At 61.8% G+C, this 19,769-nt stretch carries 15 protein-coding genes; 7 read left to right on the forward strand and 8 right to left on the reverse strand.

Annotated elements, in window-relative coordinates; all coding sequences use genetic code 11:
* Positions 1 to 97 precede the first annotated feature (97 nt).
* A complete protein-coding gene (gene glsB, locus ACL9RJ_RS11795; protein WP_017123553.1) occupies positions 98 to 1,006 on the forward strand; it encodes a glutaminase B in 909 nt (302 codons plus the stop codon).
* Positions 1,007 to 1,174: 168 nt separating this feature from the next.
* Here the strand turns inward: glsB and garD are convergent, their stop codons facing one another.
* The 4 genes from garD to kdgD all read right to left on the reverse strand — a co-directional run bounded on the left by garD (position 1,175) and on the right by kdgD (position 6,624).
* Entirely contained in the window at positions 1,175 to 2,728 is a 1,554-nt protein-coding gene (garD, locus tag ACL9RJ_RS11800; protein ID WP_017123552.1) for a galactarate dehydratase, read from the reverse strand.
* A gap of 11 nt (positions 2,729 to 2,739) precedes the next feature.
* On the reverse strand, positions 2,740 to 4,110 hold the full coding sequence (locus ACL9RJ_RS11805; protein WP_017123551.1) for an MFS transporter: 1,371 nt from the start codon (positions 4,108 to 4,110) through the stop codon (positions 2,740 to 2,742).
* 98 nt (positions 4,111 to 4,208) lie between these two features.
* A complete protein-coding gene (locus ACL9RJ_RS11810) occupies positions 4,209 to 5,654 on the reverse strand; it encodes an aldehyde dehydrogenase family protein (RefSeq protein WP_017123550.1) in 1,446 nt (481 codons plus the stop codon).
* A gap of 58 nt (positions 5,655 to 5,712) precedes the next feature.
* The gene (gene kdgD, locus ACL9RJ_RS11815) at positions 5,713 to 6,624 is read right to left on the reverse strand and encodes a 5-dehydro-4-deoxyglucarate dehydratase (RefSeq protein ID WP_177117768.1); all 912 of its coding nucleotides are present in this window, start codon (positions 6,622 to 6,624) and stop codon (positions 5,713 to 5,715) included.
* Positions 6,625 to 6,848: 224 nt separating this feature from the next.
* On the opposite strand from kdgD, the gene ACL9RJ_RS11820 reads away from it, so the two are divergent.
* Positions 6,849 to 8,498 carry a phospholipase gene (locus tag ACL9RJ_RS11820; RefSeq protein ID WP_422765271.1) on the forward strand — a complete coding sequence of 550 codons (1,650 nt, stop codon included), beginning with the start codon at positions 6,849 to 6,851 and terminating at the stop codon, positions 8,496 to 8,498.
* Between the two features lie 14 nt (positions 8,499 to 8,512).
* Positions 8,513 to 8,704 (forward strand): hypothetical protein, encoded by a 192-nt coding sequence (locus ACL9RJ_RS11825; RefSeq protein WP_212810114.1) that lies wholly within the window; start codon positions 8,513 to 8,515, stop codon positions 8,702 to 8,704.
* A gap of 56 nt (positions 8,705 to 8,760) precedes the next feature.
* Here ACL9RJ_RS11825 and ACL9RJ_RS11830 read toward each other — a convergent pair whose 3' ends face one another.
* The 4 genes from ACL9RJ_RS11830 to ACL9RJ_RS11845 form a co-directional block, all read right to left on the reverse strand.
* Complete coding sequence (locus tag ACL9RJ_RS11830) at positions 8,761 to 9,510, reverse strand: FadR/GntR family transcriptional regulator (protein ID WP_017123546.1); 750 nt, start codon at positions 9,508 to 9,510, stop codon at positions 8,761 to 8,763.
* 70 nt (positions 9,511 to 9,580) lie between these two features.
* Positions 9,581 to 11,314, reverse strand: coding sequence for an ABC transporter ATP-binding protein/permease (locus tag ACL9RJ_RS11835; protein ID WP_017123545.1), 1,734 nt, complete (start codon positions 11,312 to 11,314; stop codon positions 9,581 to 9,583).
* Positions 11,315 to 11,411: 97 nt separating this feature from the next.
* Positions 11,412 to 11,972: a response regulator transcription factor gene (locus ACL9RJ_RS11840; RefSeq protein ID WP_017123544.1), complete on the reverse strand. Its 561-nt coding sequence runs from the start codon at positions 11,970 to 11,972 to the stop codon at positions 11,412 to 11,414.
* Positions 11,969 to 13,228, reverse strand: coding sequence for an ATP-binding protein (locus tag ACL9RJ_RS11845; protein WP_017123543.1), 1,260 nt, complete (start codon positions 13,226 to 13,228; stop codon positions 11,969 to 11,971). Before ACL9RJ_RS11845 ends, ACL9RJ_RS11840 begins: the two co-directional genes overlap by 4 nt.
* Before the next feature lie 206 nt (positions 13,229 to 13,434).
* Here ACL9RJ_RS11845 and ACL9RJ_RS11850 point away from each other — a divergent pair, with 206 nt between their 5' ends.
* The 4 genes from ACL9RJ_RS11850 (at position 13,435) to ACL9RJ_RS11865 (ending at position 19,624) form a co-directional block, all read left to right on the forward strand.
* Positions 13,435 to 14,145, forward strand: a complete 711-nt coding sequence (locus ACL9RJ_RS11850; protein WP_178990945.1) for an SIMPL domain-containing protein — start codon at positions 13,435 to 13,437, stop codon at positions 14,143 to 14,145.
* Between the two features lie 96 nt (positions 14,146 to 14,241).
* Complete coding sequence (locus ACL9RJ_RS11855) at positions 14,242 to 15,843, forward strand: ABC transporter substrate-binding protein (protein WP_103032578.1); 1,602 nt, start codon at positions 14,242 to 14,244, stop codon at positions 15,841 to 15,843.
* Positions 15,844 to 16,101: 258 nt separating this feature from the next.
* On the forward strand, positions 16,102 to 17,727 hold the full coding sequence (locus ACL9RJ_RS11860) for an ABC transporter substrate-binding protein (protein WP_042934263.1): 1,626 nt from the start codon (positions 16,102 to 16,104) through the stop codon (positions 17,725 to 17,727).
* Between the two features lie 298 nt (positions 17,728 to 18,025).
* Positions 18,026 to 19,624 carry an ABC transporter substrate-binding protein gene (locus tag ACL9RJ_RS11865; protein WP_017123539.1) on the forward strand — a complete coding sequence of 533 codons (1,599 nt, stop codon included), beginning with the start codon at positions 18,026 to 18,028 and terminating at the stop codon, positions 19,622 to 19,624.
* Positions 19,625 to 19,769 lie beyond the last annotated feature (145 nt).

Genomic DNA, 19,769 nt, shown 5'->3' on the forward strand with positions numbered 1-19,769 from the left:
GCTTCTTCGACAACAAAAACTGTGCTCCCGATCCGCTGCCCGGCGTCTAGCAGCATGTAGTCCTGCGACCCCGCGGGAAGTGACTGCGAGCCCGAGCATGCAAGCGCTGTTGAACGAGATCCTCGATGAAGTCCGGCCCCTGATCGGCCAGGGCAAGGTGGCCAATTACATCCCGGCGCTGGCCGATGTGCCGGGCAATCAACTGGGTGTTGCCGTGTACAGCAACGACGGCGAGGTGTTCTACGCCGGCGACGCGCAGACGCCCTTTTCGATCCAGAGTATTTCCAAGGTGTTCAGCCTGGTCCAGGCGATCAACCATTCCGGCGAGGCCATCTGGGAACGCCTGGGCCACGAGCCCTCGGGGCAGCCGTTCAACTCGCTGGTGCAGCTGGAATTCGAACGCGGACGGCCACGCAATCCGTTCATCAACGCCGGCGCGCTGGTGATCTGCGACATCAACCAGTCGCGTTTCGCCGCCCCGGCGCTGTCGATGCGCGACTTCGTCCGGCGGCTGTCCGGCAATATGCAGGTGATGGTCGACGGCAAGGTGGCCGAGTCGGAATACCAGCACCGCGCGCGCAACGCGGCCATGGCCTACCTGATGCAGTCGTTCGGCAACTTTCACAACGATGTGGAAGCGGTGCTGCGCAGCTATTTCAGCCACTGCGCGCTGCGCATGAACTGCATCGACCTGGCCCGGGCCTTCTGCTTCCTGGCCAACGATGGCTTCTGCAAGCACAGCGGCGAGCAGATCCTGACACCACGCCAGACCCAGCAGGTCAATTCGATCATGGCCACCAGCGGACTGTACGACGAGGCCGGCAACTTCGCCTACCGGGTCGGTTTGCCGGGCAAGAGCGGAGTGGGTGGCGGGATTGTCGCGGTAGTGCCGGGGCGCTTTACCGTGTGCGTCTGGGCGCCGGAACTGAACGCCGCCGGTAATTCGCTGGTGGGCATGGCGGCGCTGGAACTGCTGAGCCAGCGCATTGGTTGGTCGGTGTTCTGAAACGCGCAAGCCCTGGTTGTTTTACACACCCCCTGTAGGAGCCGGCTTGCTGGCGATTGCGATCGGGCAGTCGACATTGTTGTCGCCTGATACACCGCTATCGCCAGCAAGCCGGCTCCCACAGGATGATCGTTCCCACGCGGAGCGTGGGAACGATCAATCGAAGACTCAGGTAATCGGCGCGGGGTTGAACAACGTAATGTCGTTATGCAGCTTGTGCCGCTCGGCCCAGGTCTGCTGCTTGCCGCTGGCGACATCCAGGTAGTAATGGAACAACTCCCAGCCCAGTTCCTCGATGGTCGCCCGTCCGGTGGCGATACGCCCGGCATCGATATCGATCAGGTCCGGCCAGCGTTGTGCCAGCTCGGTCCGGGTCGAGACCTTGACCACCGGCGCCATCGCCAGCCCATACGGCGTACCGCGCCCGGTCGTGAACACATGCAGGTTCATCCCGGCCGCCAGCTGCAAGGTGCCACAGACAAAGTCGCTGGCCGGTGTCGCGCAGAAGATCAGGCCCTTGCGGGTAAAGCGCTCGCCCGGGCCCAGCACGCCATTGATCGCGCTGCTGCCGGACTTGACGATCGACCCCAGGGACTTCTCGACGATATTCGACAGGCCACCCTTCTTGTTGCCCGGCGTGGTGTTGGCGCTGCGATCGGCCTCGCCCTTGGCCAGGTAACGGTCGTACCAGTCCATCTCGCGCACCAGCGCCTCGGCCACCGGCAGGCTCTCTGCTCGTGAGGTCAGCAGGTAGATGGCATCACGGACTTCGGTGACTTCGGAAAACATCACCGTCGCCCCGGCCCGCAGCAGCAGGTCGGACGCATAGCCCAATGCCGGGTTGGCGGTGATCCCGGAAAACGCATCGCTGCCGCCGCACTGCATGCCCAGGATCAGCTCCGACGCCGGCACGGTTTCCCGGCGACGCTGGTCGAGCTTCTTCAGGCGGGTTTCGGCCAGTTCCATGATCTGCTCGATCATCTCGGTGAACCCATGGCTCGAATCCTGGAGGCGATAGAGCCAGGGCTCGCTCAGGTCCACCGAACTGTCGCCTTCATGCATCACCTGCCCGGCCTGCAGCTTCTCGCAGCCCAGGCTGATCACCAGGGCTTCACCGCCCAGGTTCGGATTGCGCGCCAGGTTACGCACGGTACGGATCGGGATATAGGCATCGGTCGCCGTGATCGCCACGCCGCAGCCGTAGCTGTGGGTCAGCGCCACCACATCATCGACATGGGGGTACTTGGGCAGCAGTTCATCCTTGATGCGCTTGACCGCATGGTCCAGTACACCGGTCACGCACTGCACGGTCGTGGTGATGCCGAGGATATTGCGCGTGCCGACCGTACCGTCCGCGTTGCGATAACCCTCGAAGGTAAAGCCCTCCAGGGGGGCCTGGGCCGGCGGCACGTCGGTGGACAAGGGCAGGCTGTCCAGTGGCGGCGCGGTCGGCATGCGCAACTGGTCTTCCTTGACCCAACTGCCGCGCGGGATCGCTTGCAGGGCATAGCCGATGGTCTGGCCGTAGCGAATCACTTCGCCGCCTTCGGCGATATCCACCAGGGTCACCTTGTGACTCTGGGGAATGTGCTCGACGGTCACCAGGCCGTCCGCAAAAGCGGTGCCGGCCGGTACGCCCTGGTCGTTGACCACGATCACCACGTTATCCCGCGGGTGCAGGCGGATAGAGCGCGGCGAGTCGGAATGTTCAATCAACTGCATGAAGCCGCTCCTCAGGAATGCGCTTGGGACAGGTGCTGGGGTTGCGCATCATGCTTCGGGCCGGCGGGCGGCTCGCGCAATTCGACACGCTTGATTTCACCGACGATCACCAGGTAGCTGATCACCGCCACCAGCGCATTGGCGCCGACGAACACCAGTGCCCATTTGAAGGAACCGGTGGAGCTGATGATGTAGCCGATCACGATCGGCGTGGTGATGGAGGCAATGTTACCGAACATATTGAACAGGCCACCGCTGAGACCGGCGATCTGTTTCGGTGAAGTATCGGACACCACCGCCCAGCCCAGCGCGCCGACCCCCTTGCCAAAGAACGCCAGGGCCATGAAGCCCACGACCATCCATTCGATGTCGACATAGTTGCAGGCGACGATCGTGGTCGACAGCAGCAACCCGCCGATGATCGGGGCCTTGCGGGCGAAGGTCAGGGAGTGGCCCTTGCGCAACAGGTAGTCGGAGATGATCCCGCCGAGCACGCCGCCGATAAAGCCGCAGATCGCCGGCAACGAGGCGATGAAGCCGGCCTTGAGGATGGTCATGCCACGCTCCTGTACCAGGTACACCGGGAACCAGGTCAGGAAGAAGTAGGTGATGCCGTTGATGCAGTACTGGCCCAGGTAGACACCGAGCATCATGCGGTTGGTCAGCAACTGGCGGACGTAGTCCCATTTCGGACCATTGCCGGCGCCCTTGCCCTTGTCCTGGTCCATGTCGACCATGCCGCCGTTTTCAGCGATGTGGTCGAACTCGGCCTGGTTGATCAGCGGGTGCTGGCGCGGGCTGTGGATAACTTTCAGCCAGATCAGCGAGAACACGATACCGACACCGCCCATCACCACGAACACGTGCTGCCAGCCGAAGGTGTAGACGATCCAGCCCATCAGCGGTGCGAACAACACCGTGGCGAAGTATTGCGCCGAGTTGAAGATGGCCGAGGCCGTGCCGCGTTCGGCGGTCGGGAACCAGGCGGCGACGATGCGCGCGTTGCCGGGAAAGGACGGCGCCTCGGCCAGGCCCACCAGGAAACGCAGCATGAACAGCGCAACCACGGCGGTGGAGACGCCGAATTCGCCGACATAACCTTGCAGCACGGTGAACAGTGACCAGGTGAAGATGCTCAGGGCATAGACCTTCTTCGAGCCGAAGCGGTCGAGCAGCCAGCCGCCGGGGATCTGCCCGAGCACGTAGGCCCAGCCGAAGGCGGAGAAGATATAACCTAGGGTGACGGCGTCGATGCCGAGGCTTTTCTGCAGGCTGGAGCCGGCAATGGCGATGGTGGCCCGGTCGGCGTAGTTGATCGTGGTCACCAGAAACAGCATGAGCAGGATCAAATAGCGGACGTGAGTCTGCTTGGTCGCTTGCATGTAGATGTACTCCCACTCTTTATTTTTTTACGCGGGTAAAACATTCAGGGATGTACCGCACGGAGCCTCAGGCAAGAGCTCCGTGCGGGTAAAGCGCGTTACGAACCGATGTAGCTGGTCTTCACGACCGTGTAGAACTCCTGCGCGTAGCGGCCCTGCTCGCGAGAACCATAGGACGATCCCTTGCGGCCGCCGAACGGCACGTGATAATCCACGCCCGCCGTCGGCAGGTTGACCATCACCATCCCGGCCTGGGAGTGGCGCTTGAAGTGGTTGGCATACTTCAACGAGGTGGTGGCGATACCGGCGGACAGCCCGAACTCGGTATCGTTGGCCATCGCCAGCGCCGCTTCGTAATCCGCCACGCGGACGATATTGGCCACCGGGCCGAAGATCTCTTCGCGGCTGATGCGCATCGAGGCTTCGCTGTCGGCGAACAGGGTCGGCGCCAGGAAGTAGCCTTCGGTATCGCAGGTCACCAGTTCACCACCAGCTACCAGCCGCGCCCCTTCGGACTGGCCGATACCGATGTAGCTCAGATCCTGCTCCAGTTGTGCCTGGGACACCACCGGACCAATGTCGGTACCGCTCTTGAGGGCGTGACCGACCTTGATCGAACGCATGCGCTCGGCCATGGCTTCGACGAATCTGTCGTGGATCCCGGCAGTGACGATCAGGCGGCTGGACGCCGTGCAGCGCTGGCCGGTGGAGTAGAACGCGCTCTGCACCGCCAGCTCGACGGCCTGCTTGAGGTCGGCGTCATCCAGGATGATCTGCGGGTTCTTGCCGCCCATCTCCAGCTGCACCTTGGCCTGGCGCGACACACAGTTGACGGCGATCTGACGGCCAACGCCGACGGAGCCGGTGAAGCTGATGCCATCGACCTTCGGGCTGTTGACCATGGCATCGCCGACCAGGCGGCCGCTGCCCATCACCAGGTTGAAGACACCGGCCGGGAAGCCGGCGCGGGAAATGATTTCCGCCAGGGCCCAGGCACAACCCGGCACCAGTTCGGCGGGCTTGAGCACCACGCAGTTGCCGTAGGCCAGGGCCGGGGCGATCTTCCACGCCGGAATCGCGATCGGAAAGTTCCACGGTGTGATCAGGCCGACCACGCCCAGGGCTTCGCGGGTCACTTCGACATTCACGCCGGGGCGTACCGACGGCAGGTAATCGCCCGACAGGCGCAGGCATTCGCCGGCGAAGAACTTGAAGATATTACCGGCACGGGACACTTCGCCGATGGCTTCCGGCAGGGTCTTGCCCTCCTCCCGGGCCAGCAGGTTGCCGAGCTCTTCGCGACGGGCGAGGATCTCCGAACCGACCTTGTCCAGGGCATCGCTGCGCGCCTGGATACCCGAGGTGGACCAGGCGGGAAACGCCGCGCGCGCGGCATCGATCGCCGCCTGGACCTGGGCCAGGTCGGCCTTGGCGTACTCGCCGATGACATCGGACAGATCGGACGGGTTGATATTGGCCGAATACTCGGCACCGGCGACCCATTCACCGCCGATGTAATTATCGAAACGCTTTGCTTGTGCCACGGAAAACCTCCAGAACCGAAAAAGCCGCTGATCGCTCAGCGGCCTGGTGCATGTGTCGTTATTGCGCGCCTTGCTTGTCGATCAGCGCGGCCAGGGCTTCGTACTCGTCCGGCAGCAGGTCGGTCAGCGGGGTGCGCACAGGGCCGGCGTCGTAGCCGACGATCTTCGCCCCGGCCTTGACGATGCTCACGGCGTAGCCGGCGCGACGGTTGCGGATATCCAGGTACGGCAGGAAGAAGTCATCGATGATCTTGCCGACGGTGGCGTGGTCTTCACGGGCGATGGCGTTGTAGAAGTCCATCGCGGTTTTCGGGATGAAGTTGAACACCGCCGAGGAGTAGACCGGCACACCCAGGGCCTTGTAGGCCGCGGCATAGACTTCGGCGGTCGGCAGGCCGCCCAGGTAGCTGAAACGATCGCCGAGGCGGCGACGAATCGACACCATCAGCTCGATATCGCCCAGGCCGTCCTTGTAGCCGATCAGGTTCGGGCAACGCTCGGCCAGACGCTCCAGCAACGGAGCGGTCAGGCGGCAGACATTGCGGTTGTAGACGACGACGCCGATCTTCACCGACTTACACACGGCTTCAACGTGGGCCGCAACCCCTTCCTGGCTCGCTTCGGTCAGGTAGTGCGGCAGCAGCAGCAGGCCCTTGGCCCCCAGGCGTTCGGCTTCCTGGGCGTATTCGATGGCCTGGCGGGTGGCGCCGCCGACACCGGCGAGGATCGGCACGCTACCGGCACAGGTATCGACGGCGGTCTTGACCACTTCGGAATATTCACTGGCGGCCAGGGAGAAGAACTCACCGGTGCCACCGGCGGCGAACAGCGCCGTGGCGCCGTATGGGGCCAGCCACTCCAGGCGTTTGACATAACCAGCGCGGTGGAAATCGCCCTGGGAATTGAAATCGGTCACCGGAAAGGACAGCAGGCCGGAAGAGAGGATGGACTTCAGTTCTTGTGGATTCATTATTCGAACACCCTGGAAAGCACGTTGTGATGAAAGAGACGGGTCAGCCTTGCTGATGTCGTACGTCATCGTACAACTTAAATAACAAAGGTCAACAGGTATCGCTCAAGAGAGCCCTCAGACATTTCCATCCTTGACGTAGGAAAGTTTTCATCTATGCTCGAATTAACTGTATATGCATACAGTTATATTGATGAAATATCCGACATATCAAGGAGCTAGAAATGTCAGGAATTGAACGTACGCCGCAGGAAATCCTGCTGCACGACGGCAAGCTCATTGCCGGGCTGGACAGTCTTTTTACCGAACAGGGCATCGCGATTCCGGGCGATGGCACGGCCATCGTGCTGCTCGCCGAGGGACATCACACCCTCAAGTACCATCGCCCTGAGCATCTGCCGACGGCCCCGGGAGCCGCAGCCAAAGGATCGCCGCAGGCGCGCTTCGAAGGCGGCGAACACACTGCCATCGGCGACAGCACCCTGCTGCGTTTTGCCAGGGACGCACCGGCCATTCCGGCCTGGCAGGTCGAACTGCACCTGAGCAACGGCCTGGCCCTGACCTACGGCCAGGTCATCGCCCTGGGCGGCGATTTCTACGGCATCGCCGATCGCCCGATCGCCGATGGCGGCACCCCGGCGGAACGCCAGGCACGCTTTACCGCGGCCTTCAACTCATTGGCGGTACTGCCCGCCTCGCGAGAAGAGGCACAGAAGATCCTGCAGGTCATGAAGAGCGAAATCACCGCGGCCAACCAGGCGATCCGGGATGGCCGGCAGCCGCACGAAGCCTACGACGAACTGGGCGATACCCTCTCGGGCGAATGGAACAAGATCACCGGCGGCGGCAGTTTTGCCTCCCCCCTGTTTCCCCTGGGGCGCTACCTGAAACTGGCCGCCGGCAACTGGGACCATTTTGGCGAATGGGCCCTGCTGGCCTACCAGGCCGGTCATGCCGTGGCCCTGCAACAGGCTGTTGTCGCCCGTCAGAGCGGCAGCGACCAGGACCTGGAACTGGCCTATGCGATGAATGCCTTCGCCGACCACTTCCTCACCGACCTGTTTTCCGCCGGTCATTTGCGTGTACCGCGCAAGCAACTGGCCGACAGCGTCACCCCCAGCGACGTGGGCTCGTTGATTTCCCGCTTCATGCACGACGAGGACAGCAAGTACGGCCTGAAAGTCAGCAACGCCAAGGGCGAGCGCTGGAACTGCTATGGCGACAAACGTTATTTCGACACCCTCGACAACAGCAACCGACTACAGGTCAAACAGGCGGTGCAGCAATCGGTGGACGAAGTGTTCGCGACGTTTCTCAGCGGTGTCGTCGTACCACCGCAAGCCTACGCCGCCCTGCGTTCGGTCCCGGACCTGGCGAAGGTGGAGAACAGCCAGGACAGCCTGAACTTCGCCCCGCTGTTCGCCCTCAAGGGCAAGGCGGTGATGCGCCGCAACGACGTCAACAACCTCAACGACCGCAGCCAGAGCGATAGCTGGTGGGGCTGGAGCACCTACCTGCTGCTCCAGGACTACAAGCCGAACAAACCCGCCGGCTACCTCAACCCTCCGGGCGGGGCACCGACGATCAAGGCCGACGGCTGGCAGAGCCGCACACCCAGCGAACCCAACTGGCTGCCGGGTCATGCCGTGCGTTATGCCTTCAGCTACACCAATGGACTGGACGAATCCTATATCGGCCCGTGGACGGCCTATGCCGAACTGACCGACCGCTTCCAGCCGACCCTGACGGTGCCGCTGGATGCGTCGGCGGGAGCCGGGGGACGCAATGTGTTCCGGCAGTTCCGTGGCGGCTCGCCGGAATTGATCGGTACGCTGGACAGCCAGGCCACGACCTTTATCGACAACCACCAGTGACAGGGAAAGCAACCATGACCTTTACCGTAAAACTCGAACTGGCGTCCGGTCAGTCACTCAAGGATATGCCGCTGGAACTGCTCGCCGACGGTGTGGCGATTGCCCGCGCGACGGCGGATGCCGAGGGGAAAGTGATCTTCGATGTGCAGGCACAAGCCGCGAAATGGGCGGTGCGTGTGGATCGCACGATCCTGCAAGATGCATAGAACACCTGTGGCGAGCAGGCTGGCCCGCTCGCCACAGAAGATCGTGCAAACTCATCTCAACCGCGCTGCGCCTCGGCTTCCTCATGGGCCTGGCGCAAGCGCTCGCGGCTGTTGGTCAGGTGCAGGCGCATCGCCGCCCGCGCCGCATCGGAATCCTGGCGGGCGATCGCCTCATAGATCTCTTCGTGCTCGCGTCCCAGCCGGTTCATGTAGTGCTGCTGGTCATCATGGGCCAGGCGCGCCGAATTCAGCCGCGTACGCGGAATGATGCTGGTGCCCAGGTGGGTCATGATATCGGTGAAATAGCGGTTGCCGGTGGACAAGGCAATCTGCAGGTGGAACTGGAAATCGGAAGCCACCGCATCACTGGCATGGGCCGCGCTTTCATTCAGGGCATCCAGCGCCGCCCGCATCGCCGCCAATTGTTCGGCCGTACGCCGCTGCGCCGCCAACCCGGCCGACTCGACTTCCAGGCTGATGCGCAACTCGAGGATCGCCAGCACATCGCGCAAGGTCACCACGGTGGCCGGGTCGATACGGAAACCGCTCGGGCTCGGCGTATCCAGCACAAAGGTGCCGATCCCGTGGCGGGTTTCCACCTGCCCCGCCGCCTGCAGGCGGGAAATCGCCTCACGGACCACCGTGCGGCTGACCCCGTGGGCATCCATGATCGCCGACTCGGTAGGCAGCTTGTCGCCGCGCTTGAGTTGACCGTCACGGATCTGCTCGGTCAGGACCGTGACCAATTCCTGGGCAAGACTGCGGCGCTTGCGAGGTGCGCGGAGCGCGGCGCTCTGGTTTTCCATACGAACATCTATCTCGGCTGAACGGCTGAGCCTGCATCATAGCTCAACCGGGTTGTACGATCACAGTTGACTATGCGCTGACCGGTTCCTGGGGCACCAGGTGTCCGCGTTCTATGCGCAGATGCCGGGTATGGAATTTGTTCAGGCTGCTGCGATGGCCGACGCTGACGATCCCGATGCCCGGGACCTGCCTGATCAGGGCCTCGTAGAGGTCCGCTTCGTCTTCCTCGTCCATGGCCGAGGTCGCTTCATCCATGAACAACCATTGCGGCGCATACAACAGGGCACGGGCGAAAGCCAGGCGCTGCTGCTCCCCCGGAGACAACATGCGCTGCCAGTGATTGCTCTCGTCCAGCCGCGGGATCAGGTGTTGCAGGCGGCAGGTCTCCAGCACATGGGCATAGCGCTCTTGCGCATAGGTATCGCCCGCCTGTGGATAACTCAGCGCCTCACGCAGGCTGCCGATGGGCAGGTAGGGTTTCTGCGGCAAGAACAGGTAGCGCCGCGCGGGTAAGCGAATGCTCCCGTGGCCGTCGAGCCAGAGATTGCCCATGGCGCGGAACAGGGTACTTTTACCGCTGCCGGAGCGACCGGCCAGCATCACGCGCTCGCCCGCCGCGACGGTCATCTCGGCACCGCTCAGGAGATGGCGGTCATTGTTCAGGTCCAGGTTGAGGTTCTGTACCTTCAGTTCCTCGCCCACGCTTTGAACATCGATGGTGCGGACATGATCCTCGTTGTCGCTCATGGCCTGGCGGAAGCTCAACAGACGATCGCAAGTCGCGCGCCACGCCGCCAGATCCGAATAGGCGGTGATGAACCAGCTGAAGTTCTCCTGCACATTGCCAAAGGCAGAGTTGATCTGCATCAGCTCGCCCAACTGGATCTTGCCGGCGAAGTAGCGTGGGGCGGCCACGATAAAGGGAAAGATAATGGCGATCTGGCCATAGCCCGCGGTGAAAAACGTCAGCCGCTTGGAAACCCGCATGATGTCCCAGAAGTTGTGCCAGACCTTGCCGAAACGGGCGCTCAAGCGTTGATTCTCGTTCGGCTCGCCATTGAACAAGGCAATGCTTTCGGCGTTCTCGCGAACCCGGATCATGGAGAAACGCAGATCGGCTTCGAAACGTTGTTGCTGGTTGTTCAGGCCGATCAGGCGATGCCCGATCAGATGGGTCAACCAGCTGCCCACCGCGGCATAGAGCAAGGCACACCAGAACATGTAGCCGGGAATGGTGATGCCAAAGACTTCGATACTGCCTGAGACGCCCCACAGGATGATCGAGAACGAAACCAGGCTGACCACGGTACGGATCAGGCCCAGTCCCAGGCTCAAGGTGTTGGAGGTGAAGGTATTGAGGTCTTCGGAAATCCGCTGGTCAGGGTTGTCGGTGTAGCCGCCCTGCTCCAGCTGGTAGTAGTTCTTGTGGCCGAGCCAGCGCTTGAAATGTTGTTCGGTCAGCCAGTTACGCCAACGGATCGTCAGCATCTGGGTCAGGTACAGCCGGTAGACCGCGCCGAGAATCGCCACGGCGGCAATGCCACCGAAGTACAGGATCAGCCGCCAGAAGGCCGTCTCGTCCTTCTGCTGCAAGGCGTCGTAGAAGTCCTTGTACCAACTGTTGATCCAGACCGAAATCGCCACGCTGAACAGCGAAAGGCCGATCACCGCCAGCAGCAAAAGCCAGGCCTTGCCCTTCTCTTCACTGCGCCAGTAGGGCGTCGTCATTTGCCAGACCCGGCGGAAAAACTGTCCCTGCACGGCATCGTTGACCGCGGAATACTCGGCGTTCTTCTCAGTCATTCTTCAGGCTCGGTTAGCGTAAGAAAATTCACCAACCGATCATAGATGATTCGCACGCGCGAAAGCGCAGCCTGAGAAGGATTCGTTCAGCGCCGGTTCAGCGCCGCACCGGCCGCTTCTGCAATTTGCGCTGCAAGGTGCGTCGATGCATGCCCAGGGCGCGGGCCGTGGCGGAGATATTGCCCTCGTGCTCGGTCAGCACCCGCTGGATATGCTCCCACTGCAGGCGATCCACCGACATCGGGTTCTCCGGCACCAGGGTATCGAGGTCGGCGTGCTCGGAGAGCAAGGCGGCCAGCACATCGTCGGCGTCCGCCGGCTTGCACAGATAGTTGCAGGCGCCACGCTTGATCGCCTCCACCGCCGTGGCGATGCTGGAGTAGCCCGTGAGGATCAGCACGCGCATCTCCGGATCGAGCTCCAGCAGCTTGGGCAGCAGCACCAGGCCGGAATCGCCGTCCATCTTCAGGTCCAGCGCGGCGTAGTCCGGCAGGTCCTGCTGGGCCAGGATCAGGCCCTCTTCGGCGGAACCGGCGGTGCTGACGCGAAAACCGCGCCGGCTCATGGCCCGCGCCATCACGCGGGTAAAGGTGGCGTCGTCGTCCACCAGCAACAGATGCGGCAGTTCTTCGCCTTCGACCTGGATCTCGTCATTCATGCTTCGTCTCCTCGGGCGACACGGGGCAGGCGCAGCTCGGTGAGCGTGCCACCTTCCTCATGACTGTAGAGTTTCACCGAGCCGCCGGCGCGTGTCACGCTGGCCTTGCTCAAGAACAGGCCCAGGCCGAAACCTTTGCCCTTGGTGGTAAAAAAGGGTTTGCCGATCTGCTCGGCGATGGCCAGCGGTACACCGGCACCGTGGTCGCGGATACTGATGGTGAGGTTTTCCTCATCCCAATCGAGCCTTACTTCCAGGCCCTCCGGGCAGGCATCGGCAGCGTTGTTGAGCAGGTTGAGCAGGGCCTGGGTCAGGTCCGGCGGCGGCGCCAGGCGCGGTACTTCGCCCTGCCCCAGGCGCTGGAAGCGATAACTGGCCTCGGGACGCATCAGGTGCCAGCGGTTCAGCGCTTCGTCGAGCCAGAGGGTGACATCCTGCATCTCCACCGCCAGCCGGCGATTGGCCTCGGCCGCCCGCACCAGTTGCTGCAGGGTTTCCTTGCACAGCTTGACCTGGTCCTGGAGCACGCTCAGGTCGTCCTGGAGCAAGGGGTCCGGATGGTCCTGGCGCATTTCCTTGAGCAGCACGCTCATGGTCGCCAGGGGCGTGCCCAGTTCGTGGGCGGCACCGGCGGCCTGGGTCGCCACGGCCAGCAGCTGCTGGTCGCGCAGGCCTTCTTCACGCCGCAGCGCGCGCAACTCTTCCTGGCGGCGCAGCTCCTCGGCCATCTTCGCGGCGAAGAAGGTGATGACTGCGGCGGCCAGGGCAAAGCTCAGCCACATGCCATAGATCTGCAGCTTTTCCCGGGAGATCGGAAAGGTTTCCAGCGGGTAGAACTGCACCAGCAGCAAGGTGTACAGGACCAGCGCCACACCGGAGAGGACCACCGAAAAACGCCAGGGCAAGGTCACCGCGGCAATGGTCAGCGGCACCAGGTAGTAGGAAACGAACGGGTTGGTCGAGCCACCGGAGAAATACAGCAGGGCGCTGTGGATAAACAGATCGCAGGCCAGCTGTACCGCGTATTCGAGCTCGGTGACCGGCCAGGTGGTCCGTAGCCGCACCACCGTGAAGGCGCAGAGCACCATGGAGCAACCCAGCGTGACCCACAGTTGCAGCCAGGGCAGCGGCAGCAGTTCGAACCAGTAGGCGATACCGACCGAACCGGCTTGGGCGGCCAGCACCAGGATACGGATAAAGGTCAGGCGCCACAGGTTCTGGCGAGTCGCGGACAACAATTGAAAGGGGGCGAGCATGAGCTCTCCTGATGAGCGCTCCAGGCGGATCGCCACGAGTATAACCAAGCTGGACGCCCGACAGGCAGAACTGCGGCAAACAGCCACAGCTCGTGACAGATGTATAGAAGTTGTAACTGGGTGAACTGCCCGATAACAGCTAGAGTCTGATGGTTTCACGCGGTATCGCCCGACGATAAGCGCGTCCCGTATCCCAAGGAGTTTTTATGCAACGGTTCACTCGCAGCGCCACCCTGCTCGCCCTCAGCATCGCCACCCTGGCCAGCCTGCCGGCAATGGCTGCCGACGAGCTTCATTACAACCAGATTTCCCTGCGCGCCGAAGTCAGCCAGGAAGTGGCGCGGGATCTGATGATCGTCACCCTCTATACCGAGGCGCAGAACAGCGATCCGGCCAAGCTGGCCGCCGAGATCACCACCACCATGAACAAGGCCCTCGGCGAGGCCCGTGAAGTGAAGGCCGTGACCCTGCGCCAGGGCAGCCGCAACAGCTATCCGATCTACGACAACAAGACCCAGAAGATCACCGGCTGGCGTGAGCGCGCCGAGCTGCGCCTGGAAAGCGGCGACTTTGCCGCCCTCTCCAAGCTGACCGGCGACCTGATGCAGACGCTGAAAATGGAAGGCATGGACTTCTCCATCTCCACGGCGACCCGCAAGGCCAGCGAAGATGCCTTGCTCAAGGAGGCGGTGAACGCCTTCAAGGCCCGCGCCCAGCTGGCCACCGACGCCCTCGGCGGCAAAGGCTACAAGATCATCAACCTGAACCTCAACGGCAACGGTTATCCACAGCCCTACGCCCGTGGCGCGATGATGATGAAGGCCGCGGCCATGGACTCCGCCCCGACACCGGAAGTGGAAGCCGGCACCAGCCAGGTCAGCATGAACGCCGACGGTGTGATCGAAGTCCTGCAATAAAGGCCCGGACCAGAGCTTTCTAAGCAGGCCGGAACGGCGGTAACCTCGGTGACCGCCGTTTTTTTTGCTGCCGAAAAAGCACTCTCAGGGGATTCCATGGAAAGAACCGTGTTCAAACCGCTGCTCCTTGCCGCCAGCCTGCTGGCCTGTGCACCGCTGGCCCAGGCCGCGAGTACCCTGGTCTACTGCTCCGAAGCCAGCCCCGCAGGCTTCGACCCGAGCCAGTACACCAGCGGCACCGATTTCGACGCGTCGGCCGAAACCGTGTTCAACCGCCTGACCCAGTTCAAGCGCGGCGGCACCGAGGTCGAACCCGGCCTGGCGACGAGTTGGGAAGTCTCCGCCGATGGCCTCGTCTACACCTTCCACCTGCGTCCCGGCGTGAAATTCCACACCACCGACTATTTCACCCCGAGCCGCGACTTCAACGCCGACGATGTGCTGTTCACCTTCAACCGGCTGCTCGACCCGAACCAGCCGTTCCGCAAGGCTTACCCCTCGGAATCGCCGTACTTCACCGACATGGGCCTCAATACCACCATCAGGAACGTCGAGAAGCTCGACGAGCACACGGTGCGTTTCAACCTGAACACGGTGGATGCGGCCTTTATCCAGAACCTGGCCATGAGCTTCGCTTCCATCCAGTCCGCCGAGTACGCCGACAAGCTGCTCAAGGAAGGCAAGGCCGAGGAACTCAACCAGAAGCCGGTGGGAACCGGGCCCTTCGTGTTCAAGCGCTACCAGAAGGACTCGCAGATCCGCTACGCGGCCAACAAGGCGTACTGGAAACCCGAGGACGTGAAGCTCGACAACCTGGTCTTCGCCATCACCCCGGATGCCGCCGCGCGCCTGCAGAAGCTCAAGGCCGGCGAATGCCAGGTCAGTGGCTACCCGCGTCCGGCGGACATCGAGATCATGAAGCAGGACCCGAACCTGCGGGTGCTCCAGCAGGCCGGCTTCAACCTCGGCTTCCTGGCCTACAACGTGACCCACAAGCCGCTGGACCAACTCAAGGTACGCCAGGCGCTGGACATGGCCATCGACAAGCCGGCGATCATCAAGGCGGTCTACCAGGGCGCCGGACAGCTTGCGCAAAACGCCCTGCCGCCGGCGCAATGGTCGTTCGACCCGAACATCAAGGACGCGCCCTACGATCCGACCAAAGCCAAGGCGCTACTGAAGGAGGCAGGCGTCGCTCCCGGTACCAGCATCGACCTGTGGGCCATGACCGTGCAGCGCGCCTCGAACCCCAATGCGCGGATGTCGGCGCAGATGATCCAGCAGGACTGGGCCAAGGTCGGGATCAAGGCCAATATCGTCAGCTACGAATGGGGCGAGTACATCAAGCGCGCCAAGAATGGCGAACATGACGCCATGATCTATGGCTGGACCGGAGACAATGGCGATCCGGACAACTGGCTGGGCGTGCTGTACAGCTGCGGCGCGGTAAAAGGCAGCAACTACGCCAAGTGGTGCGATCCGGATTATGACCGGCTGGTGCAGAAGGCCAAGCTCGCGAGCAACCGCGACGAGCGGGTGAAACTCTATCAACAGGCGCAGAAAATCCTCAAGGAACAGGTACCCATCACCCCTATCGCGAACTCCACGGTATTCCAGCCGCTGCGCAAGGAAGTCCGTGACTTCAAGATCAGTCCTTTCGGCCTGACGCCCTTCTACGGCGTGAGTCTCGATAAGTAACACGCACGCCCCAACCGGGTGCGCCAGACGCCCCGGTTGCCTGCTTGCAGTGCGCTGTATGCACCGGAAAAACCGGGCGCAAACGGTTAAATGCGTCAGAATTTACACAATTGCGACATTCGTGTACGTTCGTGCCACAGTTTAAGGCTTGCGGCGCCTCTGCATCTTGCATTGGGTATGGGGCCTGCATAAGTATCCGCAGGTCGACTCACGAGGTCGTCCTCACAACCAAAAATGACAACAAATCATGAGGCCACCATGCTTAAAAAAGCAGTCATTCCGTTTTTAGTTGGCGCAGGCCTCCTGGCATCTGCACCGTTCGCCCTCGCAGCGACAAACCTGGTGTATTGCTCCGAAGGGAGCCCGGCCGGTTTCGACCCAGGCCAATACACCGCCGGAACCGACTTCGACGCCTCCGCGGAAACCGTCTTCAACCGTCTCAGCCAGTTTGAACGCGGCGGCACCGCCGTGATTCCTGGCCTGGCGACCAGCTGGGATATTTCGCCGGACGGCCTGACCTACACCTTCCATCTGCGCGATGGGGTGAAGTTCCACACCACCGACTACTTCAAGCCGACCCGCAACTTCAACGCCGACGACGTGCTGTTCACCTTCAACCGCATGCTCGACAAGGACATGCCGTTCCGCAAGGCGTACCCGACCGAATTCCCGTACTTCACCGACATGGGCATGGACAGCAACATCACCAAGGTGGAGAAGGTCGACGAGCATACCGTCAAGTTCACCCTGAAGACCGTTGACGCCGCGTTCATCCAGAACCTGGCAATGAGCTTCGCCTCGATCCAATCCGCCGAGTACGCCGACAAGCTGCTCAAGGAAGGCAAGGCCAGCGACATCAACCAGAAGCCGATCGGCACCGGCCCGTTCGTGTTCAAGAGCTACCAGAAAGACTCCAACATCCGCTACACCGGGAACAAGGACTACTGGAAGCCTGAAGACGTCAAGATCGACAACCTGATCTTCGCCATCACCACCGACGCCTCGGTGCGGATGCAGAAGCTGAAGAAAAACGAATGCCAGGTCAGCGTCTACCCGCGTCCGGCCGACCTTGCACCGCTCAAGGCCGACCCGAAACTGCAGATGCCGAGCCAGGCCGGTTTCAACCTGGGCTATATCGCCTATAACGTCATGCCGGTGCTCAAGGGCGAAACCGCCGCCAACCCGCTGGCCGACCTGCGTGTTCGCCAGGCGCTGGACATGGCCGTGAACAAGCCGCAGATCATCGAATCGGTGTACCAGGGCGCCGGCCAGCTGGCCGTCAACGCCATGCCGCCGACCCAGTGGTCCTATGACACCACCATCAAGGATGCCAAGTACGACCCTGAGAAAGCCAAACAGCTGCTCAAGGAAGCCGGCATCAAGGAAGGTACGGAAATCAAGCTGTGGGCCATGCCTGTCCAGCGTCCGTACAACCCCAACGCCAAGCTGATGGCCGAAATGCTCCAGTCCGACTGGAAGAACATCGGCCTGAACGTGAAGATCGTCAGCTACGAGTGGGGTGAATACCTCAAGCGTGCCAAGGGTGGCGAGCAACAAGCCATGATCATTGGCTGGAGCGGTGACAACGGTGACCCGGACAACTGGCTGAACGTACTGTTCGGTTGTGATGCCCTCAACGGCAACAACTTCTCGAAGTACTGCACACCGAAGTACGACGCCCTGATGAAAGAAGCCAAGTCGACTGCCGACCAGGCCAAGCGCACCGAGCTGTACAAGCAGGCCCAGCACATCCTCAAGGATGACGTCCCCTATACACCTATCGCGCACTCGACGGTGTACCAACCCATGAGCGCCACCGTGAAGGACTTCAAGATCAGCCCGTTCGGCTTGAACTCCTTCTACGGCGTCAGCGTCAGCAAGTAAGGTTTCGCAAGGGCGGCGTCGCAGGACGTCGCCTTTGCGCTGCCCCGCCAGAATTGCAGGAATTGCCCATTACCTGACCGCTCCCGGTTCCAGCAGAACGAGTCAGAAGCGCAGTTTTTTCCTACAACTCTCTAAGGCTCTACGCATTTACGGCAAGGACTTGGCGTCATAACGTCGAGACATCGCTGATAGGCGTTTGAGCGGCATTGCTGTACCTACTGACTCAGTCGGTGATGTTTCCATGTTTCAACACATGGCAATTGCTCATCGATGACAATAAAAATGGATTGGGATCGTCATGCGCCATACCTTCGTTTTATCCGCTTTTATCAGCACGGCCCTGCTGGCCGGTGCCTCTTTTGCCCAGGCTGCCGGTAGCCTGGTGTTCTGCTCCGAGGGCAGCCCGGCCGGGTTCGACACTGCGCAGTACACCGCCGCCACCGACAACGACGCCGCCGAGCCGATCTACAACCGGCTGGTGGAATTCGTCCGGGGCGAGACCACCGTCGCACCGGCGCTGGCCAAGAGCTGGGATATCTCGCCGGATGGCCTGGTGTATACCTTCCACCTGCGTGAAGGGGTGAAGTTCCACACCACCAAGTACTTCACGCCGAGTCGCGATTTCAACGCCGACGATGTGCTGTTCACCTTCAATCGCATGCTCGATCCCGAGCAGCCGTTTCGCAAGGCGTATCCCACGGAGTTCCCCTACTTCAACGGGATGAGCCTGAACAAGAATATCGCCAAGGTCGAAAAGACCGGGCCGCTGACCGTGGTCATGACCCTCAACAGCGTCGACGCCGCGTTCATCCAGAATATCGCCATGAGCTTCGCCGCCATCCTGTCCGCCGAGTATGCCGACCAGTTGCTCAAGGAAGGCAAGCCCAGCGACATCAACCAGAAACCGATCGGCACCGGCCCCTACGTGCTCCAGCGTTACCAGAAAGATACGCAGATCCGTTACGCCGCCAACAAGCACTACTGGGACCCGGCCAAGGTCAAGCTCGACCAGTTGATCTTCGCGATCAACACCGATGCCTCGGTACGGGTGCAGAAGCTCAAGCGCAATGAATGCCAGGTCACCCTGCACCCACGCCCCGCCGATGTCGATGCGCTCAAGAGCGACCCGAAGCTGCAGGTGATCGAAAAGCCCGGTTTCAACCTCGGCTACATCGCCTACAACGTGCGCCACAAGCCTTTCGACCAACTGCAGGTGCGCCAGGCCCTGGACATGGCGGTGAACAAGTCGAGCATCCTCAATGCGGTCTACCAGGGCGCCGGCCAACTGGCGGTCAACGCCATGCCACCGACCCAGTGGTCCTACGACGAAACCATCAGGGACACCGCCTACAATCCGGAAAAAGCCAGGGAATTGCTCAAGGCCGCTGGAGTCAGGGAAGGCACCGAGATCACCCTCTGGGCCATGCCCGTCCAGCGCCCTTACAACCCCAACGCCAAGCTGATGGCCGAAATGCTCCAGGCCGACTGGGCGAAGATCGGCCTCAAGGTGAAGATCGTCAGCTACGAATGGGGCGAGTACCTCAAGCGCACCAAGAACGGCGAGCATGACGTCAGCCTGATTGGCTGGACCGGCGACAACGGCGATCCGGACAACTGGCTCGGCACCCTCTACAGTTGCGACGCCATCGGCGGCAACAACTACTCCATGTGGTGCGACCCACAGTACGACAAGCTGATCAAGCAGGCCAAGGTCGTCACCGATCGCGACGAGCGGACGGTGCTCTACAAACAGGCCCAGCAGTTGCTCAAGCAACAGGTGCCCATTACCCCTATCGCCCATTCGACGGTCAACCAGCCGTTGAGCGCCAAAGTCCAGGACTTCAAAGTCAGCCCGTTTGGCCGCAATTCGTTCTCGGGCGTCAGTATCGAACAATAAAACCGTGACCCGCGCGTTGGGGACGAATTTCGTCCTCACGCAATCTTGCAGCCGAAATTCGGCGAACCACTGCCAAGCAAACGTTTGCGAAACAAAAAAACAGAGTTCACCACAATAGCCGGATCACCCAAAAAGACCGGCATTT

It is taken from the genome of Pseudomonas sp. Mn2068 (assembly GCF_049319725.1).
In the GTDB taxonomy this organism is placed as follows: Bacteria; Pseudomonadota; Gammaproteobacteria; order Pseudomonadales; family Pseudomonadaceae; genus Aquipseudomonas; species Aquipseudomonas gingeri.

Coding starts and splice junctions, on each gene's coding strand:
- glsB (WP_017123553.1), top strand. CDS start 98: ATGCAAGCGCTGTTGAACGAGATCCTCGATGAAGTCCGGCCCCTGATC.
- garD (WP_017123552.1), bottom strand. CDS start 2,728: ATGCAGTTGATTGAACATTCCGACTCGCCGCGCTCTATCCGCCTGCAC.
- ACL9RJ_RS11805 (WP_017123551.1), bottom strand. CDS start 4,110: ATGCAAGCGACCAAGCAGACTCACGTCCGCTATTTGATCCTGCTCATG.
- kdgD (WP_177117768.1), bottom strand. CDS start 6,624: ATGAATCCACAAGAACTGAAGTCCATCCTCTCTTCCGGCCTGCTGTCC.
- ACL9RJ_RS11820 (WP_422765271.1), top strand. CDS start 6,849: ATGTCAGGAATTGAACGTACGCCGCAGGAAATCCTGCTGCACGACGGC.
- ACL9RJ_RS11825 (WP_212810114.1), top strand. CDS start 8,513: ATGACCTTTACCGTAAAACTCGAACTGGCGTCCGGTCAGTCACTCAAG.
- ACL9RJ_RS11830 (WP_017123546.1), bottom strand. CDS start 9,510: ATGGAAAACCAGAGCGCCGCGCTCCGCGCACCTCGCAAGCGCCGCAGT.
- ACL9RJ_RS11835 (WP_017123545.1), bottom strand. CDS start 11,314: ATGACTGAGAAGAACGCCGAGTATTCCGCGGTCAACGATGCCGTGCAG.
- ACL9RJ_RS11840 (WP_017123544.1), bottom strand. CDS start 11,972: ATGAATGACGAGATCCAGGTCGAAGGCGAAGAACTGCCGCATCTGTTG.
- ACL9RJ_RS11845 (WP_017123543.1), bottom strand. CDS start 13,228: ATGCTCGCCCCCTTTCAATTGTTGTCCGCGACTCGCCAGAACCTGTGG.
- ACL9RJ_RS11850 (WP_178990945.1), top strand. CDS start 13,435: ATGCAACGGTTCACTCGCAGCGCCACCCTGCTCGCCCTCAGCATCGCC.
- ACL9RJ_RS11855 (WP_103032578.1), top strand. CDS start 14,242: ATGGAAAGAACCGTGTTCAAACCGCTGCTCCTTGCCGCCAGCCTGCTG.
- ACL9RJ_RS11860 (WP_042934263.1), top strand. CDS start 16,102: ATGCTTAAAAAAGCAGTCATTCCGTTTTTAGTTGGCGCAGGCCTCCTG.
- ACL9RJ_RS11865 (WP_017123539.1), top strand. CDS start 18,026: ATGCGCCATACCTTCGTTTTATCCGCTTTTATCAGCACGGCCCTGCTG.